Genomic DNA, 18,915 nt, shown 5'->3' on the forward strand with positions numbered 1-18,915 from the left:
CACTCCCCCCCTACACATCTGAATTGTATCTACTTATTGTTTGGAGAACCGATGCCTGCACTTCCAACGCCCTCAAGCTATCCCTTGCGCTGTTGAATACATCCCTTGCAGCATCCCGTTCAAATTTCATGAGCGCCATGTTACCACGGGCTACGTCTGCGATTAGTGTTGCTGGCATCCCCTGTTCTTTCAGTTTGATGATTTCTTGTGCGAGCAATGATCTATACACTCTTTCTGTTTCTGCTTTCTTATCAGCCAGCTTGTAGATGGTGCGTGTCGCTTTGTCGATTCGTTTTGATGTTTCCATCATCATGTTTACTACTTCTTGTAATTCAGCCATTTTCATCACGCTTTTTTGTCTCAACAACAATATGTGATGAATAATTAGCCACTACCTCAACCACTCTCACTTGTTCAGCATCTAATGGAGTTTCCTTTATCAATCTTTTCGCTTCCGCATCTGCTAATGGAAATGAAGTGAATTCGCTATGAGTATCCCAATCGCTTAATTGCGGTCTTCCGAATGAGTCGCGTCGTTCCGTTTTCTTTTGGCTTGTTTGTACTATGAAATTCATCTCAATCCCCCTCCATCATGCACAGCACCAGATAGGCAAAAGATACACAATGCCAGTTCAAGCATTGTTTTTCACTTCCTCGTTATTGAAGTAGTATAGACCCGTACCGTTAATGTGAACGCCTTCCTTTTCAGCTTTCATTCCTTCTTGATAACCATCATCAAAACCTTGGTTCCATCCCTTTTTATATCCCGATTCAAGCGCATCCCTCACAAGGGTTTCATATTGGGAGTTTGTCAATATTTTCATGATTGCCCCTCCTTACACTTGCTTGCATCCGATAGGTCTATCTCGCTCATGAGGATATATCCTAACCCCTGCCAGTAGGCTACTCTCCCGTAGTCGTCCGTCCGTACCTCTTGTCCTTCTTTATTGCGGAGTAAATACCAGATCATTCACCCATCAGCTCCTTAAATTTATCCAGAGTCATCACCACTAACCATGGTTTCCTGTCTGCCTTTAAAGCTACTGCATCCGGTTTCTCCCGTTCATCCAATACATAGTCATATATCGTCTTATAACCGTCCTTCTTGGCTTTTACTTCCCATTGGAGACCCATTCCCTCTACATCGTTCGGAAAGCCGTCTTGAGCGCCGGAGAGAGGAATTCTCCTCCCACCGATCAACTCTGCAAATTCCCGTTCCCTGCGCTGCCCTTTGTCCCTGCTCGCCTTACCCATTGAACAGCACCAACATGATAATCGTTATTGCCATGAGGATTATTGCCGTCCATAGATTTACGTTCATTTGTTCTGCTTTCTCTTTATCGTTCTCCGCCCATAATCGGCGCTGGCGTTCGTTAAGTAGCTGGTTTTCTGTATATTTTAATTTAGCTTCTGTATTGTTCATTTCTCCATCTCCTTTTTCTCATATATCGCTTCATAATAGGCATCTTCTTCTTTCTCCTGGAACTCATAGCTGTTTTTGTATTGTTTAAATCGCTTATGATAAACGTATATAGTTTTCATCCCTCTTACACATTCATATCCGTCTGCTTCTTTCCTGCGGCACTCCCTGACAAATTTGCGTTTATCCCATTCTCGTACTGGAACTTTCATATCCCGGTGCTCCCGTAACCGTTTGTTCCTCTCTCCGTTTCGTTCAGATCGTCCACTTCTTCAAAGGTGGTATGTTCAACTGCCGCTATAACTCCTTGTGCTATCCGGTCCCCTGTTTTGATTAAATATGAACCAGGGATACATTCATCTAATGTTTCATATGCATAAGAATTGTTTATGAGTCTCGCGGCATTACTCCAATTGTCTCGAGAAATATTGTCTACGATGATTCCTACATCTCCCCGGTACCCTGCATCCACAGTTCCGAATTGGACTCTCAATCTCGTTTTCAGTGTCATTCCCGATCGTGGTCTTACCTGTATCTCATATCCTTCTGGTATCTCGAAAGCCAATCCAGTGGGTACAAGTTTTGTTTCTCCTGGTGCAATAACCACATCTTCGGCAGCTACTAAATCAAATCCACTATCAAACTGTTTTGCGTATGTTGGAATGACTGCTGATTCCCTTAGTCTTTTAACTTTCAAAGTTTCTCCCTCCATTCGTTTATTTCATCCATCAGTACACCTTTTAAATAATTCTTTGGATCCGCATAAAGCATTAGTTCTGTTCCGCCCCAAGTAGTAGTCCGTCCTAAAATCCTTATCTTTCCTTCTCTGGTTTCGATAATGTCACCTTCTTGGGGGATGTCCTCTATAAAGTCATAAAGCGTTGTTTGGTTCATGCCCCGACCATATCCTTTCTCCTGGTCACAATCCCCAACTCCTTGAGACTCACTTTCGGTCTGTTTGGATTCAACTTCATAAAAGCTCTGTTCATTTGCCGATGCAAGCTGACTGATGATTTCAATTTGTACATTTCAGCCATTTCACTAAGGGTATATCCTTGTGAGAAATAAATAAGGACTTCCTGCTCTCTTGGAGATAACTTGTTTAATTCTTCTCTCCAGTACATTTTGCTTAATACTGTTTTCTCTACATTTCGGTTATTATCTGCCAGTTGATCCAGGAAGCTGGTTTCGTTATCGTCATGCTGTGGTACATTTAGGGAAATCATGTCTTTTTCATGTTCTCTTTTTTGGCTGTTCTCTTTAACTATGAGCTTTAGAAACTCTGCTTTGATGGTGAGGTAGGCAAAGGTCTTAAAAGAACCCTTGCCCGGTTTATATGCCTTTAATGCACTCACCACACCTATATATCCATGTTGGAATAAATCTTTGAAGTGGTATCTCCTCATGTTGGAAAAGCGGTTAAACATTTTATTGATTAGATGCTTGATTAGATTGTCAAATAGGTTTCTTTGGAACGCTTCTTCTACAAGAGGTTTCATTAATTCTTTTGGAACGTCCCAATCCTCTTGAAAGATGATCCATAACTGTTTATTAGTCGCTTTAGAGCAATCCATTATAATCCCCCTCAAAACGGTAATTGAGATTCATCCAGGTTAGTTGGTTCAGCATCATTTCCGTATGGTTTATCATTCTGCTGCTGGTTGCCTTCTTTTTTCGATTCCAGGAATTGAACAGAATCAGCCACAACTTCTGTAACGAATACTTTCTTACCGTCCTTGTCATCATAAGAACGTGACTGCAAACGCCCATCCACCCCGATCAAGTTTCCTTTTCTCTGATAGTTAGCCAGACTTTCAGCGCCGCCTTTGAATACAACACAGTTGATGAAATCGGCATCTTGTCCATTGTTGCTCTTAAAGTTTCTTCCGACAGCTATAGTAAAGTTACAGACACCGACTCCATTAGGTGAATAACGAAGCTCCGGATCACGTACTAACCTGCCAGCCAAAATTACACGATTTAAACTCATTAATATTTCCTCCCAATTTCAAAATTAAGTCCTGCTAATATTTGAAGTAAGACTAACGGAACCAAAAACCATAATTGTTCTGAATTCCACACCAGGTAATAAAGCGGGAAAGATAGTAATACTGAGAAAAGGTTTCTCACTCAATCTCCTCCTAAAATATCCAAGTAATAATCTTTATGACGATAGCCCATAGGATCAGGGAAGGTAGTAAAGCGTATTTCATTCCTCTGAATAGCTCCATTTAGTCACCTTCTAATGGGAATATTTGTTCTCTTGTGTCATTTACCATCTTGACTCATAATTAGAGTCGGATTCTTATTGCCTCACAAACACAATATAGTCAAAAATTAAAGGTTTGCTTTCATATGTCCTAACCACTACCAATTCCTCACCGTCTGTATTCCTGGTTAGTGTTTCTCGGACATAAATTTTAGTCATTTTCTATCGTCCATTTTCCGCTAAATAAATCTGAAAAAGTTAAGTCTTCTCTAGTCTCAAGTGTGTACCAATTTCTGAACACCGTCTTTTCCGGATAACTTTTACGGTGCAATTCAACTTTCTTTCCCGCCTTTAATGCAGCCATTGCTTCTTCAAAAGATACATAGTTTTCGAGGATACGCCATTTCCAATTCAGAGTGTGACCATACAATATAATTGGTGTTGCAGCTTGTATTGTTTTATCTTCGTTACACCACAAAATATCTCCATCATTATCCTTGAAAACCCGGTCAAATAACACTCCTTCTTCATCTGATAATTCTAAATTTTCTTGTAACTTTGCAACCTCACCAATCTTTAACTTATCAATCATTTCTCCAGTAGTAAGCCATTCACTCATCACACTACCTCCTCGATCGCTTCTTTTAATTGTTCGTTGGATTTATGCACCTCGTTTAGATACGTTTCCAAGTCGCTGACAGCGTTTTGATTGATTAGAAGGTTATCCCTCTGGATGGTCAGCAAAGCCCTTAAAATGGTTGCGGAATAGCCTTTAAATTTCCATCCCTGTGTCTGTTCTTTTGTTTTTGGGTTGTAGTACGTTTCATATCGCTCAATCTGGACATTCAGACTGTCGTATTCTCTGACTCTGCAATTACCGACTGTTAGCAAGACTCTTTTTTCTTTCGGTTGTGCTTCACTCATTCCTCTAACTTCCTTTCGTATGATTTTTTATACTCCCAGTACATACCGTTTGCTTTCAACTCGTCCAATTTTTCCAATACTTCACTCACGGTCTTTCTAATCCCGATAGCCAGCATGTTGGGTGTCTCCACTTTTTCATAAGCGCATATATATTCCAGATCGTCTTGTGACCATATCGCTTTAGGTTTTGGCTTCCTGTTATTTTTCGCCCATACCTTGTAATAACATTTCTTGCAGCACCCTTTGCTATGGTGTTCCTGTTCTTCTTCACATACCGGACAGATGATGTATCGTTTCGGCCTACTCATTCTGCCATCTTCTTCAAGTAAGATTTGATATACTCTTCATACTTGCCATTCGCTTTCAGCTCTTTCAGCTTGGCTGTCACGCTCCATGTCGGTCGTCCAATACCTTCGGCAAGCATGGTGTCACCAATGAAGCTGAATTTACAGATATATTCGAGATCATCCTGTGACCAGGGTTTCTCCAATTTCTTCTTTTTCGCTTGTTTCCAGTGGCAGCGATTGCACAATCCGAACGCACGATGCTTCCCTTCCTCTCCGCACTCTTTGCATATCACGATTTTCGCCATTACCACTCAACTCCAAAGTCCACTTTTTGCAGCAGCTCCACATCAAACAGCTTATCTCCTTCGCCTTTCAACTTGACCGCCTTTGTGCCGCTGACATCCACCACATTTCCTTCCACCTGATACATTCTGCTCTCACCATTCTTCAGGACTATATCCTTGTCTCTTAACACGTGCTTCCTCTCCCTTCATGAATTTTTCAAATTGGTCTTTATCCGTAATCAAGCCTTCTGCCATCAAATCGTATTCATCTTTGTAGAAGTGTGGTCCGTATAATGTCTTGTGGTACTGTTCCAACTCCTGCCTCATTTCCTCGCTGCCATCTACCTGGTCATGATGCTCCTTGCAGAGAAACCTTAAATTCCTGAATTTCCCCCGTCCATTCCGGTATCTGCTGAATCCTTTAGGTATCACATGATGACATTCCAGGTTTTCTCCTCGGCCACACCAGAAACAAAAAGCTCCATGTTGTTCAACCGTCTTGTCATATTCCTTTTGTGAGATTGCGCCACGTTGTTTCTTCTTCGGTGTGCTACGCTTGTGCTTCGGCTTTGGGACTGGATTGAATTCGTTTAGCATCTTGTCCATCTCCTTCGATTACTTTATTGAGATACCAGCTTGCTTTTTCCAAATCTTCCTTGCCGCCTTTCTTGCCATGCCGCATAACGTATTTGATGACGTTTCCCATGCAGAAGGCATCCAGTCCTTGCAACCCTTCCACCCCCTGTTCAATGATGTCGATCACTTCTGTTTTGCCTTGGTAATGAGTAGGATGATTAACGTTTGATTCTTTGTAATTGCTATACTTTTCTTCTTGCTCCCGTCCTGCCTGGAATCCAAGGAAGTACACTCTCTCCACCTTGTTAATGAGTGCTTGCACTCCTTCATCATGCAGCTCCCCGTTTTCCAGTTTTTCAGCTACTACCGTCATCAAGAATTGATATTCCTTTTCGTAATCGTTCATGGATTCACTCCTTAATAAACTCTCTTTTTCCATTCATCAAAATCCGTTATCCGCTTTGTGGTAGGGTCAAAGTGTAATAGGCTCTTTCCAACGCCGCCCCATCTGTTTTTGAGGTATTGTAGATAATATTCATGGTCAAAGTCAGGAGTTTTATCAGCTTCTTCTACCTCCGCCTTGGCTGCCGGCCTATATACACCGAATACATAATCTCCGCTTTCCTCGATAGCTCCGGAGTCCCTGGCCGCATCCATTGTGAGTGGTTCGCTTCCATCTCCGCCGGATCGGTTTGTCTGTGTTAAAACGAATACCAAGCAGTTTAATCGTTTTGCCATCTGTTTTATTTCTCTAGCAATCTCCGAATACTCGTCGTAACTGCTTCTTTTTCCTTCTCGCTTGATGTAACCGAAGTAGTCAATCATGATAACGTCCACTTGTCCGTCAAAGTGATATTCATTACACTCATTGGCATAGTTTTCAATGTCCTTTAGGCTTTGACCGCTTCTGTCAATCACTCGTAAATGCTTGTCCAGCGTTTCATAAATCGGGTCAAGACTCGGGTCATCATTCAACATCAATTCCGTTACTGCTTCTTCCGTTTGGTCAAGGTGTATCTGCATTAATTGAGGAGCAATGTTCTCCCCTGCCAATTCCAAAGAGTTGAATATAACGTTTTTGCTTTGTTTGAATACCAGGTTATAGATAAAGTTCAAAATGAAAGTTGTTTTACCTGATCCAGCTCTACCCATCAGATAAGCGACTTCTTTCCGTTTCATGCCCTTCACTTGCAAGTCAGGCTTTTTGAGATTGAAATATACTCGATTATGAACGCTATCCCTGGCAGCTACTTTGAATTTCTCTTTGATGGTGGAGAAGTCTTGAATATCGTCTGCTCTATCCATGGTGCTTTCATCTGTTTCCATGTAATCGAATACAAGCTCTTTTGATTTACTCCATCTTTCCGCCAGATAATCAGCCATTTCTGCTCGTATCATCTTATTGGTGGTGTACTTCACAAAATCTTTAGCTGTTTCGTATTCGTCCACTTGCTCCAGGCATTTATCTAATTCTTGTTTAAGTAAAAAGAGTTCATGATGTTCGGATTCAAAATCATCTACATGCGCCCCGTACTTCAATACGTCATTTGCATCTTTGATTCCATCTGGAAACTTGATGACACTGATCGGGTTGCTCCTAATCTTATTTCGCAATGTTTTGATGTTCCGGCCAACGTTTTGCAATCCTGTTTTATCATTATCGGGAATGAGGTATATTTTGGTGTTTCGTTGTATATACTTAGATAACAAAGATGCTTGTCCGTCTGTTAGGTATGAGCCGCAAAATGCAACGGATTCCTTGTAACCCATCTGATAAAGAGCCAATACATCAAAGTAACCTTCTACGATGAAAACTTTATCCTTGATATGGTGACGTGCTTTATCCAATCCGTATAACAGTTCAGATTTTTTGAATACTTCATCTTCTGCGCTGTTTTCATATTTGGGCTTTCCTTCTTCCAAGTGACGATAAGTGCCGCCTACTACATTCCCGTATGTGTCCAGGTATGGTATGTATATAGCGTTTTGTGCTATACTGTAACCAATACCATATGTTTTTGTTGTATCAGGTTGGAAGCCGCGTTCCGCCAAGAATTGTTCGGCTTTCTTCCTGTTACGGAAATTCTCGGCAGCATGGGAACGGTTCTTTTTGACCGTTTCTTTTTTTCGTTCAATCGCTTCCCTGTCAAATCCCTCGATCACTAAATTGTTTCTATCTGCAATAAAGGCGACTGCTTCATATGGCTCTTTGATGTTTTCCTTTTCCATTACATAATCAATGACCGTGCCACCCTTGTGACAACCGAAACAATGAAAGGTATCACTTTGCGGATAATAGGTAAAGGATGGTGTGCGCTCGTCATGAAATGGACATAACGCCTTATGAACTCGTCCACTCTTTTTTAGTTCCAGGTCTGCATCTAATAGGTCATATAGTTTTACTTTGTCTTTAATGAGTTCAAAGTTGTTCAAGACGTTCCAACTCCTTTACCGCTTCATCGTATATGTGTCCCTCATTGGTCATCTCATAATAAGCACGTGATAACCTTTTGACAGCCTTTAATTCCTGGATGCGTTCATGCTGCTTTTCATCTTCGTTCTTCTCTTTCGGCTTTTGTTCTTCGAGAGTCTTAACTCCATCTCTCTTCATCCAGTTACGAATTGTTTTGTTGTGATCTTTGTATTTGTTTTTTCCTTTGTTGCTAAGATATGTGTCTAAATCCTCAATCTTGGAATCTGTTACTGATTGACCGTATTCGGAAACAAGACGTTCGTATTCATCTTTGGTGAGATATACATAATCTCTATATTTTTCTTTCCTTTCCTTTTCTTTACTTTCCTTTCCTTTGTTATTTTTTGTTATATCAGTGTTATTAGTGTTGTTATCATCTGATATAACAGTGTTATTGTTTTGTTGATTTCCCCACCGTTTAGCCATGCCTTTTCTGCCAGCTTCCGCTTTCTTCTCTTTCAATTCCTGGTATTTGTTCTTTCTTCTTTTGAGACTGTCACTCCAAAACTTTTCTCCATCACTAACAAATAAATCTTCTGTTATACATGTGTTAATAACACTTTCTAACAGTGTTATATCTATGTTGTAACTAACGGCTATCCCTTTTACCTTTTGATGATGTAAAGCAGAGTCGCTACTTTCAAACATCATTTCAACTAAGGCCCAGTAAATGCCGTAACCTTCCCAACCGTGTTCTGCTCTTAACATCAAAATCTTTTCATCTTGCCTAGCGTTAGCATCATGCGAAAAGTAATATGCTTCTTTTGCCACTTATCACACCTCTCTTTTTAACTTAATTAAATCTCCTATCTCGCAATCTAGCGCTTTGCAAATTCTTACCAATGTATCCAATCGTACAGAGCGCTTATTGCCGTTTGACAAGTCGTAAAGGACTGTGCGAGATATTCCAGTTACTTCGGCTAGATCAGTTACTTTTCGTATTTTCTTTCTAGCCATAAGTTCGTGTAAGTTGAATTCAACATTTTCAACTTTTTCTTTTGGTTGTTTTGGCATTATTTTCCCTCCCCTTGAATATAAGTATAAACTATTATATGGTTACTGTAAACAACTATGTGGTTATTATTTGCGAAAAAGTTTATTTATTAGGTATGAATGTGTACACTACGAATATACTAATAAGTTAAAGAGGTGTTTCAAAATGATAGTCAAAAATAATTTGCGTATCCTTATGGCGCAAAAGAAAATGAATATTAAAGATGTTCATGAAGCAACGGGGTTGAGCAGAACCACCATCTCCAAGTTGTTTAATGAAGAGAGCAGCACTATTGCTTTTGATACGATATACAGGCTTTGTAAACTGTTTGATTGCGAGCCTGGTGATCTGCTTTATCTTGATGAAGAAGAGGAATAATCCTCTTTTTTTACCCTTCATTAGAACTGGTGTTCCTAAATGAATTCAATTCCGTTACCATGCAAGATAACTTCAATATTGGTTACATCTATCTCTTGGCCGTCCGGACTGATGAATAACTTTTCCCACTTACCATTCCTGTGACGGACTGCTGTTCCCCAATCAAACTCAACTACTTCATATGGCTTGAAATCCTTTATTTCGCCCATGCTCTCCCCTCCAATATATCCCGTGTACGCTCCTCCTCCGGTATCTGCACATAGCATAGCTGGCAGAGAAGTTTATCCCGGTATGGCTGTGGCCTGGTGGTGATGTCTCCGCAATCGGGGCAGGTGTGTTGGGTCATGGTATCAGCTCCTTGTCCTCGTATATGTTGCCGATAACCTCTAACTCGTCATAATTGGTTAGCAATCTATTTAAAGAATAAATATGGTCAGTTAACTCAAAGCACCCATTTTTAAAACTAACCCGTGAGGTAATTGTGCCAGGCAGCTCTTTTAATCCGTCCATATAATCAGTAGCTTCTACAATATCCCCTTCATAAATCTGCTTGCCGTTCTTGTCAGTTAGTCCGGTGTATTGCATGTATTCGAGATGATCTAAATAGTAATTTGGCTCTCCTTCTTCATGCGCAATATCCACTGCTTTGAATCCTGTATCTGTAGGCTCGAAAACAATATCTGATTCTTCTCCCACATACAACATTCGATTCTTAACGTTATCCCAAGCACGAAATTTTAAAGTCCTCATTTCTAAGCCCTCCCTACACGTTCTAATTCTTTTCTCAAATTGGCGACTTTTTCTTTCAAGTTTTTATTCTCATTTTTCAGTGATTTACTTTCAAAAGAATATGTCCTTCCACCTATTTCTATCTTGGTTGGCAAACCTCTCTTAACCTTGCGTACAATGGCTCTAGGCCGATATACTTCTCCTTTATGCCTTGGCTTTAGTTTCATTTGGCATCACCCTTTTCTCCAGCTTTCCAATCTCCGCATGTTGGTTATCCAGATAATCCAATACAGCCTGTCGCTGCTCTCCCTTCAATTCCCGGTCTACAATTTTACGGACATGTTCATATGGACTGCTGTTCATGATTTCTCCTCCTGTTCCAATTTTGGATATTTACTTTAATGTCATGAGATGGGAGTTCTTGATCTAAAACAATCGCCAAGTCATCGACTGCCTTTTCCGGTAGATGTTCATCCAATATATCCAGCACATCCATTTTGGTGAGTTCATAGGTGGTGAAGCGCTCTCCGCAGGAAAGGCACTCTCTCCTGCGGTAGAAACGTTCTTTAATGCGTGTTTCTTTTACCTTTGTCTTGCCGTCGCAGATGGGGCATTTCATGGCATCACTCCTTTATGTCGTCTTTTCTTCGGACTCTGTAACAACATTAAGTGTAAACTTCCATTTCAAAACTTCTCACAAGCTCATTTATTTTTTGTAGCACACTCATTTTATTGTTGAAATCAACGTCTGATATATCGTAAGTTTTTCTTATTTTCACATGTCCCTCTTGTTCTTCTGCATCCATTTCTCTGTACTCGCTATAAGGGATATCGTAAGCAACATACTGCATTACAGTGTCTTCATCGTTGCCTAATAAACCAACAGTGACCGAGCCATATTTTCTAAAAATTACATTGTCAAAACACTTTGAAATTTCCCTGTAAAAGTAATCCTTCATTTTCTCATCCCCTTAATTCGCTTTTTCGGTCTACTCTAACTAAAAATCAGGATGATGCTGCCGAATACGACAGCAACCATCGTATAGGCTAATAATATCCAGAGAAGTGTTTTCATGATGGGTACACTCCCATGTCTCTGCAAAATTCCAGGTATTCAATTAACTGCTGATGCTTCCTGATCTCTTCCTCTGTCACCTCTACCTCAATTTCATACAGCTTATCTTCTGTTAGTGGGAGAAAGGGATTTTCTTTTAGTTCCTCGTCACATTGATAGGCGATGATGGATGCTTTATCCAAATCGCAAACGTACAGATAATGGATTAGTTGGCGCTTGTATTTGAGTGGTACTTTTCCTTTCTTATGCCAGGATGCAGCTTGCTTAGATACCTTCACATCAGACACCTTAGAGCCGTGTATATAGTCTGTGTTAGCCCTGGCAATACCTTTGACCATCTGCTTATCTTTCTCGCCTGATATGCCGTTTATTTGTTCATATAAAGCGATAACGTCATGCTCCAATATGGTTCCTACTGCCATGCTTAGATTGGAGAAGGAGTCCTCGTTGACCCCTTCCAACTTGTTTTTCCACCACGATTTGAAAGTGGCTGTTTCGTAATTCATGTAAATGTAATGACTTTCTGACCCGCCAATAAAGTGACATCTATCCTGCTTGTCGGTTATCATTGATAACGCCCTCTAGCTGTTTAATCATGTTTTCTTTGTTCTTTTTGCTCTTTGATTGGATTAACTTTGACATAGCTGATTTATCGGTGTTTAAAATTTCATATAGCTTATCTTTATTTCCGACCACTTGTAATGCTTCGCTAAATTTTGTTGTGATTTCTCCATTCAAGGGATCTGGTTGGCTTTCATTAGAATTCCCATGGTTATTATCAGCTTCTGGATCGTCACCAGTAGGAATCATAAAGGCTTTCATCAAAGCATACTTTTGTGCACCTGTAATGGCCTTATAAACTGATTTATCACCAGAATCTTGACCTTCCCCGATACTGTGGATAGCAAGCTCTTCTCCTGTTTCTCCATCAATGAAGGTAAACTTTACTTTGACCGTGGCGATATATTCGATATTTCCGTTTCGAGTAGTGTGTTCTCTAGTGGAATGTTCAACTACATCAGGAAACATGACGACATGTTGTTCAGCTAATACTTCCCTCACCTTTTCCGCAACATCAGATTCAGTAGCATACTTATATTTTTGGAATTTATTAAAGCCTTTCTTTTCGATATACTTTACTTCTGACATAACCTTCGCCAGCTTAGAAACAAGCTTTCGAGATTCGCTCATTTTCGATTCTTCCTTTCTGTGGTAAGATAAACGTGAATACTTTTTCAAAGGGGTATGACTTTGGCGAGCTACCCCTTATATGAAATCCTTAAATGACATGCCTGCGCTTTTTAATAAACCTTCAACTTGAAGTATCGGATGGTGGTTAGGCCATCCCGCAACCTCTTCCTCTTCCTCTTTCGCAAACAGATGGTCAATGTCGCTACGTTCTAAATCGAATATCCGGCATACCTCCCGCCAGGATGATTCTTCATGTCGGTCTAAGTAATCTGCTGCCATTTCCACCACCCATTCACGTTTAGGTGCGCCTTCTTCCACGGATTCGGATAGGGTTTGGTATAACTGATCGAGTTGGTAAATCAAATCATCGGCAGTCTCTCTGTAGATGCGTTTGGTCTGGTAGAGGTAACATTCGTTGTTGATATGTCTAATCATGTTAACTCGAATAATTTCTGTGCCGGATATATGGAATTGAAAATCACTTATCATGCTTAACTCCATACACTTTTGAGCGATTTTCCCGTATAGGGATGCTACTTGCTTTTGGGTTGTGTTCATTTTGTTTCCTCCTTTTATCTGCAAATCCATGTGAATTTGTCTTGATATTCTTTCGGGTACAACACCCAATCTTCTTCAAGTTCTAATAACTCGTAGTCTCCTGAAGCAACAACTTTATTAATCAGATTCGCTATATCATCATCGCTCATGAACGACATCTCTTCTTCCTTTACTAAACCAAGCTTTACCACTACTCTCCTTGCCGCCCTACTATGTCCTGTGAATTTGTTTCGATATCTAACCCCTTTTTTGTCTCCTCCTTATTCGCAATATGTTCGGACTATGCACTAATTTAAAATTAGAAAATGGACGTTTTTCATAATTATTGATTGTATTTTTTCTTCATCGCTTAAAGAATCGTCTTCTATGGTGTCGTGTATCTCCCTAAAGTGCTTCAACATTTTTTCGTTTTTGTTTTCTATCTCTTTGCACTCACGCACTAATAATTCAGCATCTTTAAGAGTGATATAATCATCCAACTTTCCTTGTGGTCGGCAATCTTTATTTCGTATTATCCACCGATTCAATTCATCGATAATTCTTCCTGTGTCCATTTTGTTACCTCCTTTTGTGTCGCAATATGGGTCTACGCTGTCACAAGCGTATAAAAGATAAATCCAAGTGTTACACCGAAGAATCCAATAGAGTAAAACCAATCAGTTTTCGTTTTTGGCATCATAAGGCAATACCTCCATCCTTTTGTTTCTCCAGCCATTCATGAAGGTCATGTTCATAAACTCTTCTCAAAACCCTTTTCTTGGATTTGTTGATGGCGAAGCTTGGAAAGTCACGGTATGACATGATGTTCCTTGCGTGCTCTTCGTTGCATTGCAGGATTTCCGCAACTTCTTTCGGTGTTAAAATTTTCATGTTCTCCTCTCCCTTGTAGTAATATGAGCCACTATTTAATTAAAAAAAATCACTGATGGAACAGTCGAGCGCTGCTGCTATCCTGGCTAAATACTTTGTGCCCGGATTTTTTTGCTTGTTATTCTCTACTTTGTTGAGATAACTACGATCGCTTTTAATCATCTTGGCAAGTTCGGTTTGCGAAATACCTTTTGCTATTCGAATTTGTTTAATTTTGTTTCCATCCATTCCACTAACACCTCCTTGTAGTATTGTGAACCACTTGGCTTGATTTAATAATAGCACTTTGTAGTAATGTATGCAACACTTTCCTGTAACTTTTTCCGTTATTTTTTTGGTAGTCCTCTTTTTATTGGTTTATAATATGGTAGTAAAACTTAGGGAAGGGGTGAGGAAAAATGGATTTGGTAAAGATAGGGGAAAAGTTATCGAAGGCTAGAAAAGAAAAAGGATATAATTTGAGAGATGCTGGTAAATTGACTGGATTAGATTTTTCTTATATTTCTAAAATAGAGAAAGGAAAAGTGGAGAACCCTAGTTTAAAAACATATGAGAAGTTATGTAATTTATATGGAATTAGTGAAACCTATTTATTTGGCGGAGTCGAAGTTGAGCTTCCAGAAGAATTGAAGGATTTAGATATAGATTGGATTACTTTACCAAAAGACATGGAAAAAGAAGAATTGACAGCTGAAGATATACGCAAATATGCCCATATCATAAAAGAAATGAAAAAGATGTCGTAAAGTGTCGCAAAATACCACACTTTGAGCAAGGGTAATCGCTCCCAAAATTGTGGAAAAAGTGAGAAAATAAGAGTATAATAAGACCCACTAACGAACAAGTGTTCCTAACTAGAAGAAAGGACTGGTTCTAATTGGTCATTTATACTCAAAAATTGGAAAAGGATGTTAAAGTGAAATCGGAAGGTATCCTGTATGTTGGAACAAAAGACAAACAGGAGGAAAAGCAGCATGAGAGGCTCGATACAAAAAAGGACTAGTGGATATTCCATTGTGGTGGATGCAGGAAAAGACCACCGGGGTAAAAGAAAACAAATCAGACGTAGTGGGTTTCGCACCAAGAAGGAAGCAGAAGCTAAAATTACAGAGATACTTAATCAGATCAATGAAGGAAAACAATTATATTCCTCTAAAGTAGGCATAGTTGATTTGCTGAAAAAGTGGGACGAAGTACACCTGGCCCATCTTAAAGAAAGTACGCAAAATTCGTACCGGGCCGGGTACAAACGGTTTATCAAATACCTCAAAGAAGAACAGCTGGAAAACATCAAACCATATCACATCCAGGAAGCTTATCACGAGTTGGCGAAAGGTTACTCCGCACACGGGTATAACCAAAGCTATACGGCAATGAAAAGCTTTTTTGATTTCGCCATCGAAAATGAGTTCATCAAGACAAATCCGCATCGAGTGAAAATGAAACGTACTCCAAAGAATGATATCCAGATATGGGATAGGAAGGAAATACAAGCGTTTCTGGATGTTGCGAAGGAGTATCCGCCCCTTTACACCATGTATTACTTGGCATTGCATACAGGCATGCGTGCGGGCGAAATAAGAGGGTTGAAGTGGTCGGATATTGATATGACAAATAAATTGATCGAGGTGAAATATTCCCTTCATCAAAACGCCATGGACTTCGATATGCGAAAGGAAACGAAAACAGACTCTTCCAGGCGTACTATTTATATTTCCGACAGCCTTGTAGAAGTATTGAAGGAGTACAAAAAGAAAAGTTGGGTCGCAAACATCCACAATGGAGTATTCGCCACCCGTAATGGTAAATCCATTCATACTGTTTTCATCCGGAACAAAATGGACCATTTTTGCGAAAAAGCAGGCGTGACGAGAATCCGATTCCATGATTTGCGACACACCCACGCTTCATTATTAATCCAAGAGGGAGTCAATGTCAAGATTGTGAGTGAGCGATTGGGTCACAGTGATGTGGCCATTACATTGAACACTTACACCCACTTTGATGATGATTCCAGAAGAGAAGCAGCTGAAATCTTTGATTCTGTGACCAAAGCTGTGACTAACTAAAAGAAAAAAACGTCAGATTCCTTGCTACACAAGGACTTCAATTTTTGATTAATTTATTTTATCATAAACGTCAAAAATTCGATACGTGCAGGAAAACCGCCATTTCAAGGCTTTTCTTTAACACCCTTATCCAATAAAACCTATCAAAAACGATACAAAGAATAAATCATGTGACCTTTGGTGTGACCGGGTCACATTTTTACTCCATACACCTCACACAACAGCCCTAACTCCTTTCCCAACTGCTTAATCTTCGGAATCCTGCTCTCCATATCCACCACCCATATAATAGTAGGAAAGTGTCCGTATTGTTTCTGGAAAGCACCTGTTTCCTTTAACTTGGCATAGTCCTCCATCTTCTTTTTGTTCTTATACCATCGTTGGGTACGATCCACCTCTAAAATTTTATACGTCATGCCAGATTGAAACACCGCATCCGGCAATACCTTTACGCCTTTCACTTTGATTTCTGTTTCCGGAAACCATTTGTCCGGCCGATATTTGATATAGACATCGTTTCTGATTATCCGGTGTTCCACATTCCCCCATTTCAACAAAGTACCTTCGCCTAACAGATTGATTCCTTTCTGATTAAGTTTATATATCCGCCCATTTGAGCGTTCCAGATAGTCCGTGTATGGCTTTAAATCCTGCATGAGATAGTTAGTATTCCGAACGCTCCCCGTGTCGTGTAGGTGCTGTATTTGCCTTCTATTAAGCATCCCCAATCGGGATAAACTCAATAGTATTTTCTCCTGTTTCTGCTTCATCCGGTGTAACGTCCTTTCTTGCTCCTTTCATGTAATCGACAAGCAAATCGTTCATCGTTTTGTCGCTGATATACGGTACTTGCATCTCTAAAAGATTCGGTCCTTGCACCAACATACACCGTCCCCTTATGTCCGGGAGTTCCGCAGCATGACCGTTTTCCTCTCCCAACACCACAGCACTGGCGTATTTATTTTGGATTCGGAAGCACATTTTTGCATCGGAATTTTGTTTTACATCCCTTGGCATTGTTTTCGAGACTGGATACTGGGTGCAAAAGATTAAACGGACACCTAAACCGCCAGCTATACATGCAATCAACTCTAGCATTTCTTGGCAAAACATTTTGTCTTTGTCGTGCCTGTTTTGGGGAACCAGTCTATTTGCTNTGGACCATTTTTGCGAAAAAGCAGGCGTGACGAGAATCCGATTCCATGATTTGCGACACACCCACGCTTCATTATTAATCCAAGAGGGAGTCAATGTCAAGATTGTGAGTGAGCGATTGGGTCACAGTGATGTGGCCATTACATTGAACACTTACACCCACTTTGATGATGATTCCAGAAGAGAAGCAGCTGAAATCTTTGATTCTGTGACCAAAGCTGTGACTAACTAAAAGAAAAAAACGTCAGATTCCTTGCTACACAAGGACTTCAATTTTTGATTAATTTATTTTATCATAAAGAGAAGAGTGATAGAAGGAAACAATAATCAAACGAGGAGTGTTACATAAGTGAGTCTTAATGAGCCGACCCAGAAAAATATGAATATTATCGTGAATGAAATAGCCGAACACCTACAAGTCGTCAATCGTTCCATCATGAAACCAGAAGACTTTGATCTAGAAAAATACAGCGAACTTAAGTCACTAAGAGACATGTTGGTGGCAAAAGGAAACTTGAGCGTTGCTGAAACCCAGGCATTCATTGAAGAATTAGCATCTCTGCGAAAGTGATCGAAAATAAAAGTGCACATCTATAACGACTCAGGCTGGCCTTTCATAGAAAGACCAGCCTTTTTAAGTCATGTATTGTAACTGTCCAGGGCTTTTTTGGCAGCCCTTTGTTCAGCCTCTTTTTTTGTACGGCCTACCCCGGTTCCGGCAACCTGGTTGTGAATAAGCACATCTGCCACGAACTCACGATTATGTGCCGGGCCTCTTTCTTCGCTTATTGAATAGACGATAACGCCGTTTTTGCTTCTTTGAACAAGCTCTTGTAATTGGCTTTTGTAATCCATCGCATGCGAAAAAGCACCTTTACTGATTTTCGGGTACACATATTTTTCCAGGAAATTAATCGATACATCGAATCCTTGATCCAAATACAATGCTCCTATGAATGCTTCGAATACATCGGCAAGAAGAGCAGGCCTGCTTCTTCCCCCGGTCATTTCTTCTCCTTTACCCAACAATATGAAAGCCCCAAAATCCAAGTCAGTTGCAAAACTGACCAAGGAAGGCTCACATACAATGGAAGCCCGGAACTTAGTCAATTCCCCCTCTTCCATGTTTGGATATTCCCGGAACAAATACTGGGACACTCCCAATTCGAGAACAGCATCTCCCAGGAATTCGAGCCGTTCATTATCCTGAAATTGCTTTTTTCGATGCTCATTCACATAAGATGAATGGGTAAATGCTTGCTTAAGCAACTTTTCATTGTGGAATTCGATACCGAGTTTTTGCTGTAATTGCGAGAAATTCATCTCTCCACCTCCCGATCCTGGAAAGGATATAAATATATACAGAAAGTCCCGCTATAAGCGAGACTTCCGTTTTGTAAATTGTAAACTAAGTAGTAAAACACAAAGATATTCTGTACATGTATTATTGAATGCTGTTTATGTAATTAACAGCATCACCTACTGTTTCAATTTTCTCCGCTTCTTCATCGGAAATTTCCATGTCGAACTCATCTTCAAGTTCCATTACTAGTTCAACCACATCCAATGAATCTGCTTCTAAATCGTCCTTGAAAGAAGCTTCCATTGTTACTTTGGACTCTTCTACATCTAAACGATCTACTACAATTTTCTTTACGCGATCAAAAGTATCTGCCATCGCAATTCACCCCCTTTCAAAGTATTACATTCAAAATTTCAGCTG

General features: G+C 40.1%; 42 protein-coding genes. 5 read left to right on the forward strand and 37 right to left on the reverse strand.

The genetic code is table 11. The features are described from left to right. Window positions 1-10: 10 nt before the first annotated feature. The 20 genes from CZ434_RS04555 to CZ434_RS04640 all read right to left on the reverse strand — a co-directional run bounded on the left by CZ434_RS04555 (window position 11) and on the right by CZ434_RS04640 (window position 9,187). Complete coding sequence (locus CZ434_RS04555) at window positions 11-340, reverse strand: hypothetical protein (RefSeq protein WP_077622019.1); 330 nt, start codon at window positions 338-340, stop codon at window positions 11-13. After that, on the reverse strand, window positions 333-575 hold the full coding sequence (locus CZ434_RS04560) for a hypothetical protein (RefSeq protein ID WP_077622020.1): 243 nt from the start codon (window positions 573-575) through the stop codon (window positions 333-335). The genes CZ434_RS04555 and CZ434_RS04560 overlap by 8 nt, the downstream gene beginning before the upstream one ends. Window positions 576-632: 57 nt before the next feature. Then, window positions 633-824 (reverse strand): hypothetical protein, encoded by a 192-nt coding sequence (locus tag CZ434_RS04565; RefSeq protein ID WP_077622021.1) that lies wholly within the window; start codon window positions 822-824, stop codon window positions 633-635. A 142-nt stretch (window positions 825-966) separates the two neighbouring features. Next, window positions 967-1,254 carry a hypothetical protein gene (locus CZ434_RS04570; protein WP_077622022.1) on the reverse strand — a complete coding sequence of 96 codons (288 nt, stop codon included), beginning with the start codon at window positions 1,252-1,254 and terminating at the stop codon, window positions 967-969. Beyond that, window positions 1,247-1,423 carry a hypothetical protein gene (locus CZ434_RS21940; protein WP_179107173.1) on the reverse strand — a complete coding sequence of 59 codons (177 nt, stop codon included), beginning with the start codon at window positions 1,421-1,423 and terminating at the stop codon, window positions 1,247-1,249. Before CZ434_RS21940 ends, CZ434_RS04570 begins: the two co-directional genes overlap by 8 nt. Continuing rightward, the gene (locus CZ434_RS04575) at window positions 1,420-1,632 is read right to left on the reverse strand and encodes a hypothetical protein (protein WP_077622023.1); all 213 of its coding nucleotides are present in this window, start codon (window positions 1,630-1,632) and stop codon (window positions 1,420-1,422) included. Before CZ434_RS04575 ends, CZ434_RS21940 begins: the two co-directional genes overlap by 4 nt. Next, window positions 1,629-2,132 (reverse strand): dUTP diphosphatase, encoded by a 504-nt coding sequence (locus CZ434_RS04580; protein WP_077622024.1) that lies wholly within the window; start codon window positions 2,130-2,132, stop codon window positions 1,629-1,631. The genes CZ434_RS04575 and CZ434_RS04580 overlap by 4 nt, the downstream gene beginning before the upstream one ends. Then, on the reverse strand, window positions 2,114-2,314 hold the full coding sequence (locus tag CZ434_RS04585) for a hypothetical protein (protein ID WP_077622025.1): 201 nt from the start codon (window positions 2,312-2,314) through the stop codon (window positions 2,114-2,116). The genes CZ434_RS04580 and CZ434_RS04585 overlap by 19 nt, the downstream gene beginning before the upstream one ends. Continuing rightward, on the reverse strand, window positions 2,311-2,994 hold the full coding sequence (locus CZ434_RS04590; protein ID WP_077622026.1) for a sigma-70 family RNA polymerase sigma factor: 684 nt from the start codon (window positions 2,992-2,994) through the stop codon (window positions 2,311-2,313). Before CZ434_RS04590 ends, CZ434_RS04585 begins: the two co-directional genes overlap by 4 nt. 11 nt (window positions 2,995-3,005) lie before the next feature. Continuing rightward, the gene (locus CZ434_RS04595; protein WP_077622027.1) at window positions 3,006-3,410 is read right to left on the reverse strand and encodes a single-stranded DNA-binding protein; all 405 of its coding nucleotides are present in this window, start codon (window positions 3,408-3,410) and stop codon (window positions 3,006-3,008) included. Window positions 3,411-3,840: 430 nt separating this feature from the next. Next, window positions 3,841-4,248: a hypothetical protein gene (locus tag CZ434_RS04600; protein WP_077622028.1), complete on the reverse strand. Its 408-nt coding sequence runs from the start codon at window positions 4,246-4,248 to the stop codon at window positions 3,841-3,843. Then, entirely contained in the window at window positions 4,248-4,553 is a 306-nt protein-coding gene (locus CZ434_RS04605) for a hypothetical protein (protein ID WP_077622029.1), read from the reverse strand. Before CZ434_RS04605 ends, CZ434_RS04600 begins: the two co-directional genes overlap by 1 nt. Then, window positions 4,550-4,861 carry a hypothetical protein gene (locus tag CZ434_RS04610; protein ID WP_077622030.1) on the reverse strand — a complete coding sequence of 104 codons (312 nt, stop codon included), beginning with the start codon at window positions 4,859-4,861 and terminating at the stop codon, window positions 4,550-4,552. Before CZ434_RS04610 ends, CZ434_RS04605 begins: the two co-directional genes overlap by 4 nt. Continuing rightward, window positions 4,858-5,145, reverse strand: a complete 288-nt coding sequence (locus CZ434_RS04615; protein ID WP_077622031.1) for a hypothetical protein — start codon at window positions 5,143-5,145, stop codon at window positions 4,858-4,860. Before CZ434_RS04615 ends, CZ434_RS04610 begins: the two co-directional genes overlap by 4 nt. After that, window positions 5,145-5,315, reverse strand: coding sequence for a hypothetical protein (locus CZ434_RS21945; protein WP_179107174.1), 171 nt, complete (start codon window positions 5,313-5,315; stop codon window positions 5,145-5,147). Before CZ434_RS21945 ends, CZ434_RS04615 begins: the two co-directional genes overlap by 1 nt. Continuing rightward, window positions 5,278-5,721, reverse strand: coding sequence for an HNH endonuclease (locus CZ434_RS04620; RefSeq protein WP_077622032.1), 444 nt, complete (start codon window positions 5,719-5,721; stop codon window positions 5,278-5,280). The genes CZ434_RS21945 and CZ434_RS04620 overlap by 38 nt, the downstream gene beginning before the upstream one ends. After that, complete coding sequence (locus CZ434_RS04625; protein ID WP_218668308.1) at window positions 5,675-6,106, reverse strand: DUF3310 domain-containing protein; 432 nt, start codon at window positions 6,104-6,106, stop codon at window positions 5,675-5,677. The genes CZ434_RS04620 and CZ434_RS04625 overlap by 47 nt, the downstream gene beginning before the upstream one ends. Window positions 6,107-6,117: 11 nt before the next feature. Further along, entirely contained in the window at window positions 6,118-8,133 is a 2,016-nt protein-coding gene (locus CZ434_RS04630) for a DnaB-like helicase C-terminal domain-containing protein (protein ID WP_077622033.1), read from the reverse strand. Beyond that, window positions 8,120-8,944, reverse strand: coding sequence for a DUF4373 domain-containing protein (locus CZ434_RS04635; protein ID WP_077622034.1), 825 nt, complete (start codon window positions 8,942-8,944; stop codon window positions 8,120-8,122). The genes CZ434_RS04630 and CZ434_RS04635 overlap by 14 nt, the downstream gene beginning before the upstream one ends. A gap of 3 nt (window positions 8,945-8,947) precedes the next feature. After that, window positions 8,948-9,187, reverse strand: coding sequence for a helix-turn-helix domain-containing protein (locus CZ434_RS04640; RefSeq protein ID WP_077622035.1), 240 nt, complete (start codon window positions 9,185-9,187; stop codon window positions 8,948-8,950). Window positions 9,188-9,332: 145 nt separating this feature from the next. Between CZ434_RS04640 and CZ434_RS04645 the strand changes: the two genes are divergently transcribed. After that, complete coding sequence (locus CZ434_RS04645; RefSeq protein ID WP_077622036.1) at window positions 9,333-9,545, forward strand: helix-turn-helix domain-containing protein; 213 nt, start codon at window positions 9,333-9,335, stop codon at window positions 9,543-9,545. A 35-nt stretch (window positions 9,546-9,580) separates the two neighbouring features. Here the strand turns inward: CZ434_RS04645 and CZ434_RS21950 are convergent, their stop codons facing one another. The 13 genes from CZ434_RS21950 to CZ434_RS04695 form a co-directional block, all read right to left on the reverse strand. Next, a complete protein-coding gene (locus CZ434_RS21950) occupies window positions 9,581-9,754 on the reverse strand; it encodes a hypothetical protein (protein WP_179107175.1) in 174 nt (57 codons plus the stop codon). Window positions 9,755-9,887: 133 nt separating this feature from the next. Further along, window positions 9,888-10,295: a YopX family protein gene (locus tag CZ434_RS04650; RefSeq protein ID WP_077622037.1), complete on the reverse strand. Its 408-nt coding sequence runs from the start codon at window positions 10,293-10,295 to the stop codon at window positions 9,888-9,890. A gap of 2 nt (window positions 10,296-10,297) precedes the next feature. Further along, window positions 10,298-10,501 (reverse strand): hypothetical protein, encoded by a 204-nt coding sequence (locus tag CZ434_RS21955; protein ID WP_077622038.1) that lies wholly within the window; start codon window positions 10,499-10,501, stop codon window positions 10,298-10,300. Further along, window positions 10,479-10,637 carry a hypothetical protein gene (locus tag CZ434_RS21960; RefSeq protein WP_179107176.1) on the reverse strand — a complete coding sequence of 53 codons (159 nt, stop codon included), beginning with the start codon at window positions 10,635-10,637 and terminating at the stop codon, window positions 10,479-10,481. Before CZ434_RS21960 ends, CZ434_RS21955 begins: the two co-directional genes overlap by 23 nt. Continuing rightward, a complete protein-coding gene (locus tag CZ434_RS04660) occupies window positions 10,618-10,893 on the reverse strand; it encodes an NrdR family transcriptional regulator (protein ID WP_077622039.1) in 276 nt (91 codons plus the stop codon). The genes CZ434_RS21960 and CZ434_RS04660 overlap by 20 nt, the downstream gene beginning before the upstream one ends. Before the next feature lie 46 nt (window positions 10,894-10,939). Continuing rightward, window positions 10,940-11,233: a hypothetical protein gene (locus CZ434_RS04665; RefSeq protein WP_077622040.1), complete on the reverse strand. Its 294-nt coding sequence runs from the start codon at window positions 11,231-11,233 to the stop codon at window positions 10,940-10,942. A gap of 112 nt (window positions 11,234-11,345) precedes the next feature. Beyond that, window positions 11,346-11,918: a YqaJ viral recombinase family protein gene (locus CZ434_RS04670; RefSeq protein WP_077622041.1), complete on the reverse strand. Its 573-nt coding sequence runs from the start codon at window positions 11,916-11,918 to the stop codon at window positions 11,346-11,348. Further along, window positions 11,896-12,540 carry an ERF family protein gene (locus CZ434_RS04675; RefSeq protein WP_077622042.1) on the reverse strand — a complete coding sequence of 215 codons (645 nt, stop codon included), beginning with the start codon at window positions 12,538-12,540 and terminating at the stop codon, window positions 11,896-11,898. The genes CZ434_RS04670 and CZ434_RS04675 overlap by 23 nt, the downstream gene beginning before the upstream one ends. A 75-nt stretch (window positions 12,541-12,615) precedes the next feature. Further along, a complete protein-coding gene (locus CZ434_RS04680; RefSeq protein ID WP_077622043.1) occupies window positions 12,616-13,098 on the reverse strand; it encodes a hypothetical protein in 483 nt (160 codons plus the stop codon). A gap of 14 nt (window positions 13,099-13,112) precedes the next feature. Then, complete coding sequence (locus CZ434_RS21965; protein ID WP_179107177.1) at window positions 13,113-13,289, reverse strand: hypothetical protein; 177 nt, start codon at window positions 13,287-13,289, stop codon at window positions 13,113-13,115. Window positions 13,290-13,385: 96 nt separating this feature from the next. Next, window positions 13,386-13,652 carry a hypothetical protein gene (locus CZ434_RS04685; protein ID WP_077622044.1) on the reverse strand — a complete coding sequence of 89 codons (267 nt, stop codon included), beginning with the start codon at window positions 13,650-13,652 and terminating at the stop codon, window positions 13,386-13,388. A 121-nt stretch (window positions 13,653-13,773) separates the two neighbouring features. Continuing rightward, window positions 13,774-13,968 carry a helix-turn-helix domain-containing protein gene (locus CZ434_RS04690; protein WP_077622045.1) on the reverse strand — a complete coding sequence of 65 codons (195 nt, stop codon included), beginning with the start codon at window positions 13,966-13,968 and terminating at the stop codon, window positions 13,774-13,776. Window positions 13,969-14,007: 39 nt separating this feature from the next. Then, window positions 14,008-14,196 (reverse strand): helix-turn-helix domain-containing protein, encoded by a 189-nt coding sequence (locus CZ434_RS04695; protein WP_077622046.1) that lies wholly within the window; start codon window positions 14,194-14,196, stop codon window positions 14,008-14,010. Between the two features lie 170 nt (window positions 14,197-14,366). Here CZ434_RS04695 and CZ434_RS04700 point away from each other — a divergent pair, with 170 nt between their 5' ends. Together CZ434_RS04700 and CZ434_RS04705 are read left to right on the forward strand one after the other, a co-directional pair. After that, window positions 14,367-14,714 carry a helix-turn-helix domain-containing protein gene (locus CZ434_RS04700; protein ID WP_077622047.1) on the forward strand — a complete coding sequence of 116 codons (348 nt, stop codon included), beginning with the start codon at window positions 14,367-14,369 and terminating at the stop codon, window positions 14,712-14,714. A 228-nt stretch (window positions 14,715-14,942) separates the two neighbouring features. Next, window positions 14,943-16,037, forward strand: coding sequence for a site-specific integrase (locus CZ434_RS04705; RefSeq protein ID WP_179107178.1), 1,095 nt, complete (start codon window positions 14,943-14,945; stop codon window positions 16,035-16,037). 191 nt (window positions 16,038-16,228) lie between these two features. Here the strand turns inward: CZ434_RS04705 and CZ434_RS04710 are convergent, their stop codons facing one another. Both CZ434_RS04710 and CZ434_RS21970 read right to left on the reverse strand, forming a co-directional pair. After that, complete coding sequence (locus CZ434_RS04710; RefSeq protein WP_179107128.1) at window positions 16,229-16,780, reverse strand: replication-relaxation family protein; 552 nt, start codon at window positions 16,778-16,780, stop codon at window positions 16,229-16,231. Further along, entirely contained in the window at window positions 16,752-16,922 is a 171-nt protein-coding gene (locus CZ434_RS21970; RefSeq protein WP_179107179.1) for a hypothetical protein, read from the reverse strand. Before CZ434_RS21970 ends, CZ434_RS04710 begins: the two co-directional genes overlap by 29 nt. Before the next feature lie 154 nt (window positions 16,923-17,076). On the opposite strand from CZ434_RS21970, the gene CZ434_RS22595 reads away from it, so the two are divergent. Next, complete coding sequence (locus CZ434_RS22595; RefSeq protein ID WP_281252241.1) at window positions 17,077-17,424, forward strand: site-specific integrase; 348 nt, start codon at window positions 17,077-17,079, stop codon at window positions 17,422-17,424. A gap of 117 nt (window positions 17,425-17,541) precedes the next feature. Further along, window positions 17,542-17,763 carry a DUF1128 domain-containing protein gene (locus CZ434_RS04725; RefSeq protein WP_077622051.1) on the forward strand — a complete coding sequence of 74 codons (222 nt, stop codon included), beginning with the start codon at window positions 17,542-17,544 and terminating at the stop codon, window positions 17,761-17,763. Window positions 17,764-17,831: 68 nt separating this feature from the next. Here the strand turns inward: CZ434_RS04725 and rnc are convergent, their stop codons facing one another. Then, complete coding sequence (rnc, locus tag CZ434_RS04730; protein ID WP_077622052.1) at window positions 17,832-18,515, reverse strand: ribonuclease III; 684 nt, start codon at window positions 18,513-18,515, stop codon at window positions 17,832-17,834. 121 nt (window positions 18,516-18,636) lie between these two features. After that, entirely contained in the window at window positions 18,637-18,870 is a 234-nt protein-coding gene (locus CZ434_RS04735; RefSeq protein WP_077622053.1) for an acyl carrier protein, read from the reverse strand. Between the last annotated feature and the right edge of the window lie 45 nt (window positions 18,871-18,915).

The organism is Sediminibacillus massiliensis, assembly GCF_900156915.1.
Classification (GTDB): Bacteria; Bacillota; Bacilli; order Bacillales; family Amphibacillaceae; genus Sediminibacillus_A; species Sediminibacillus_A massiliensis.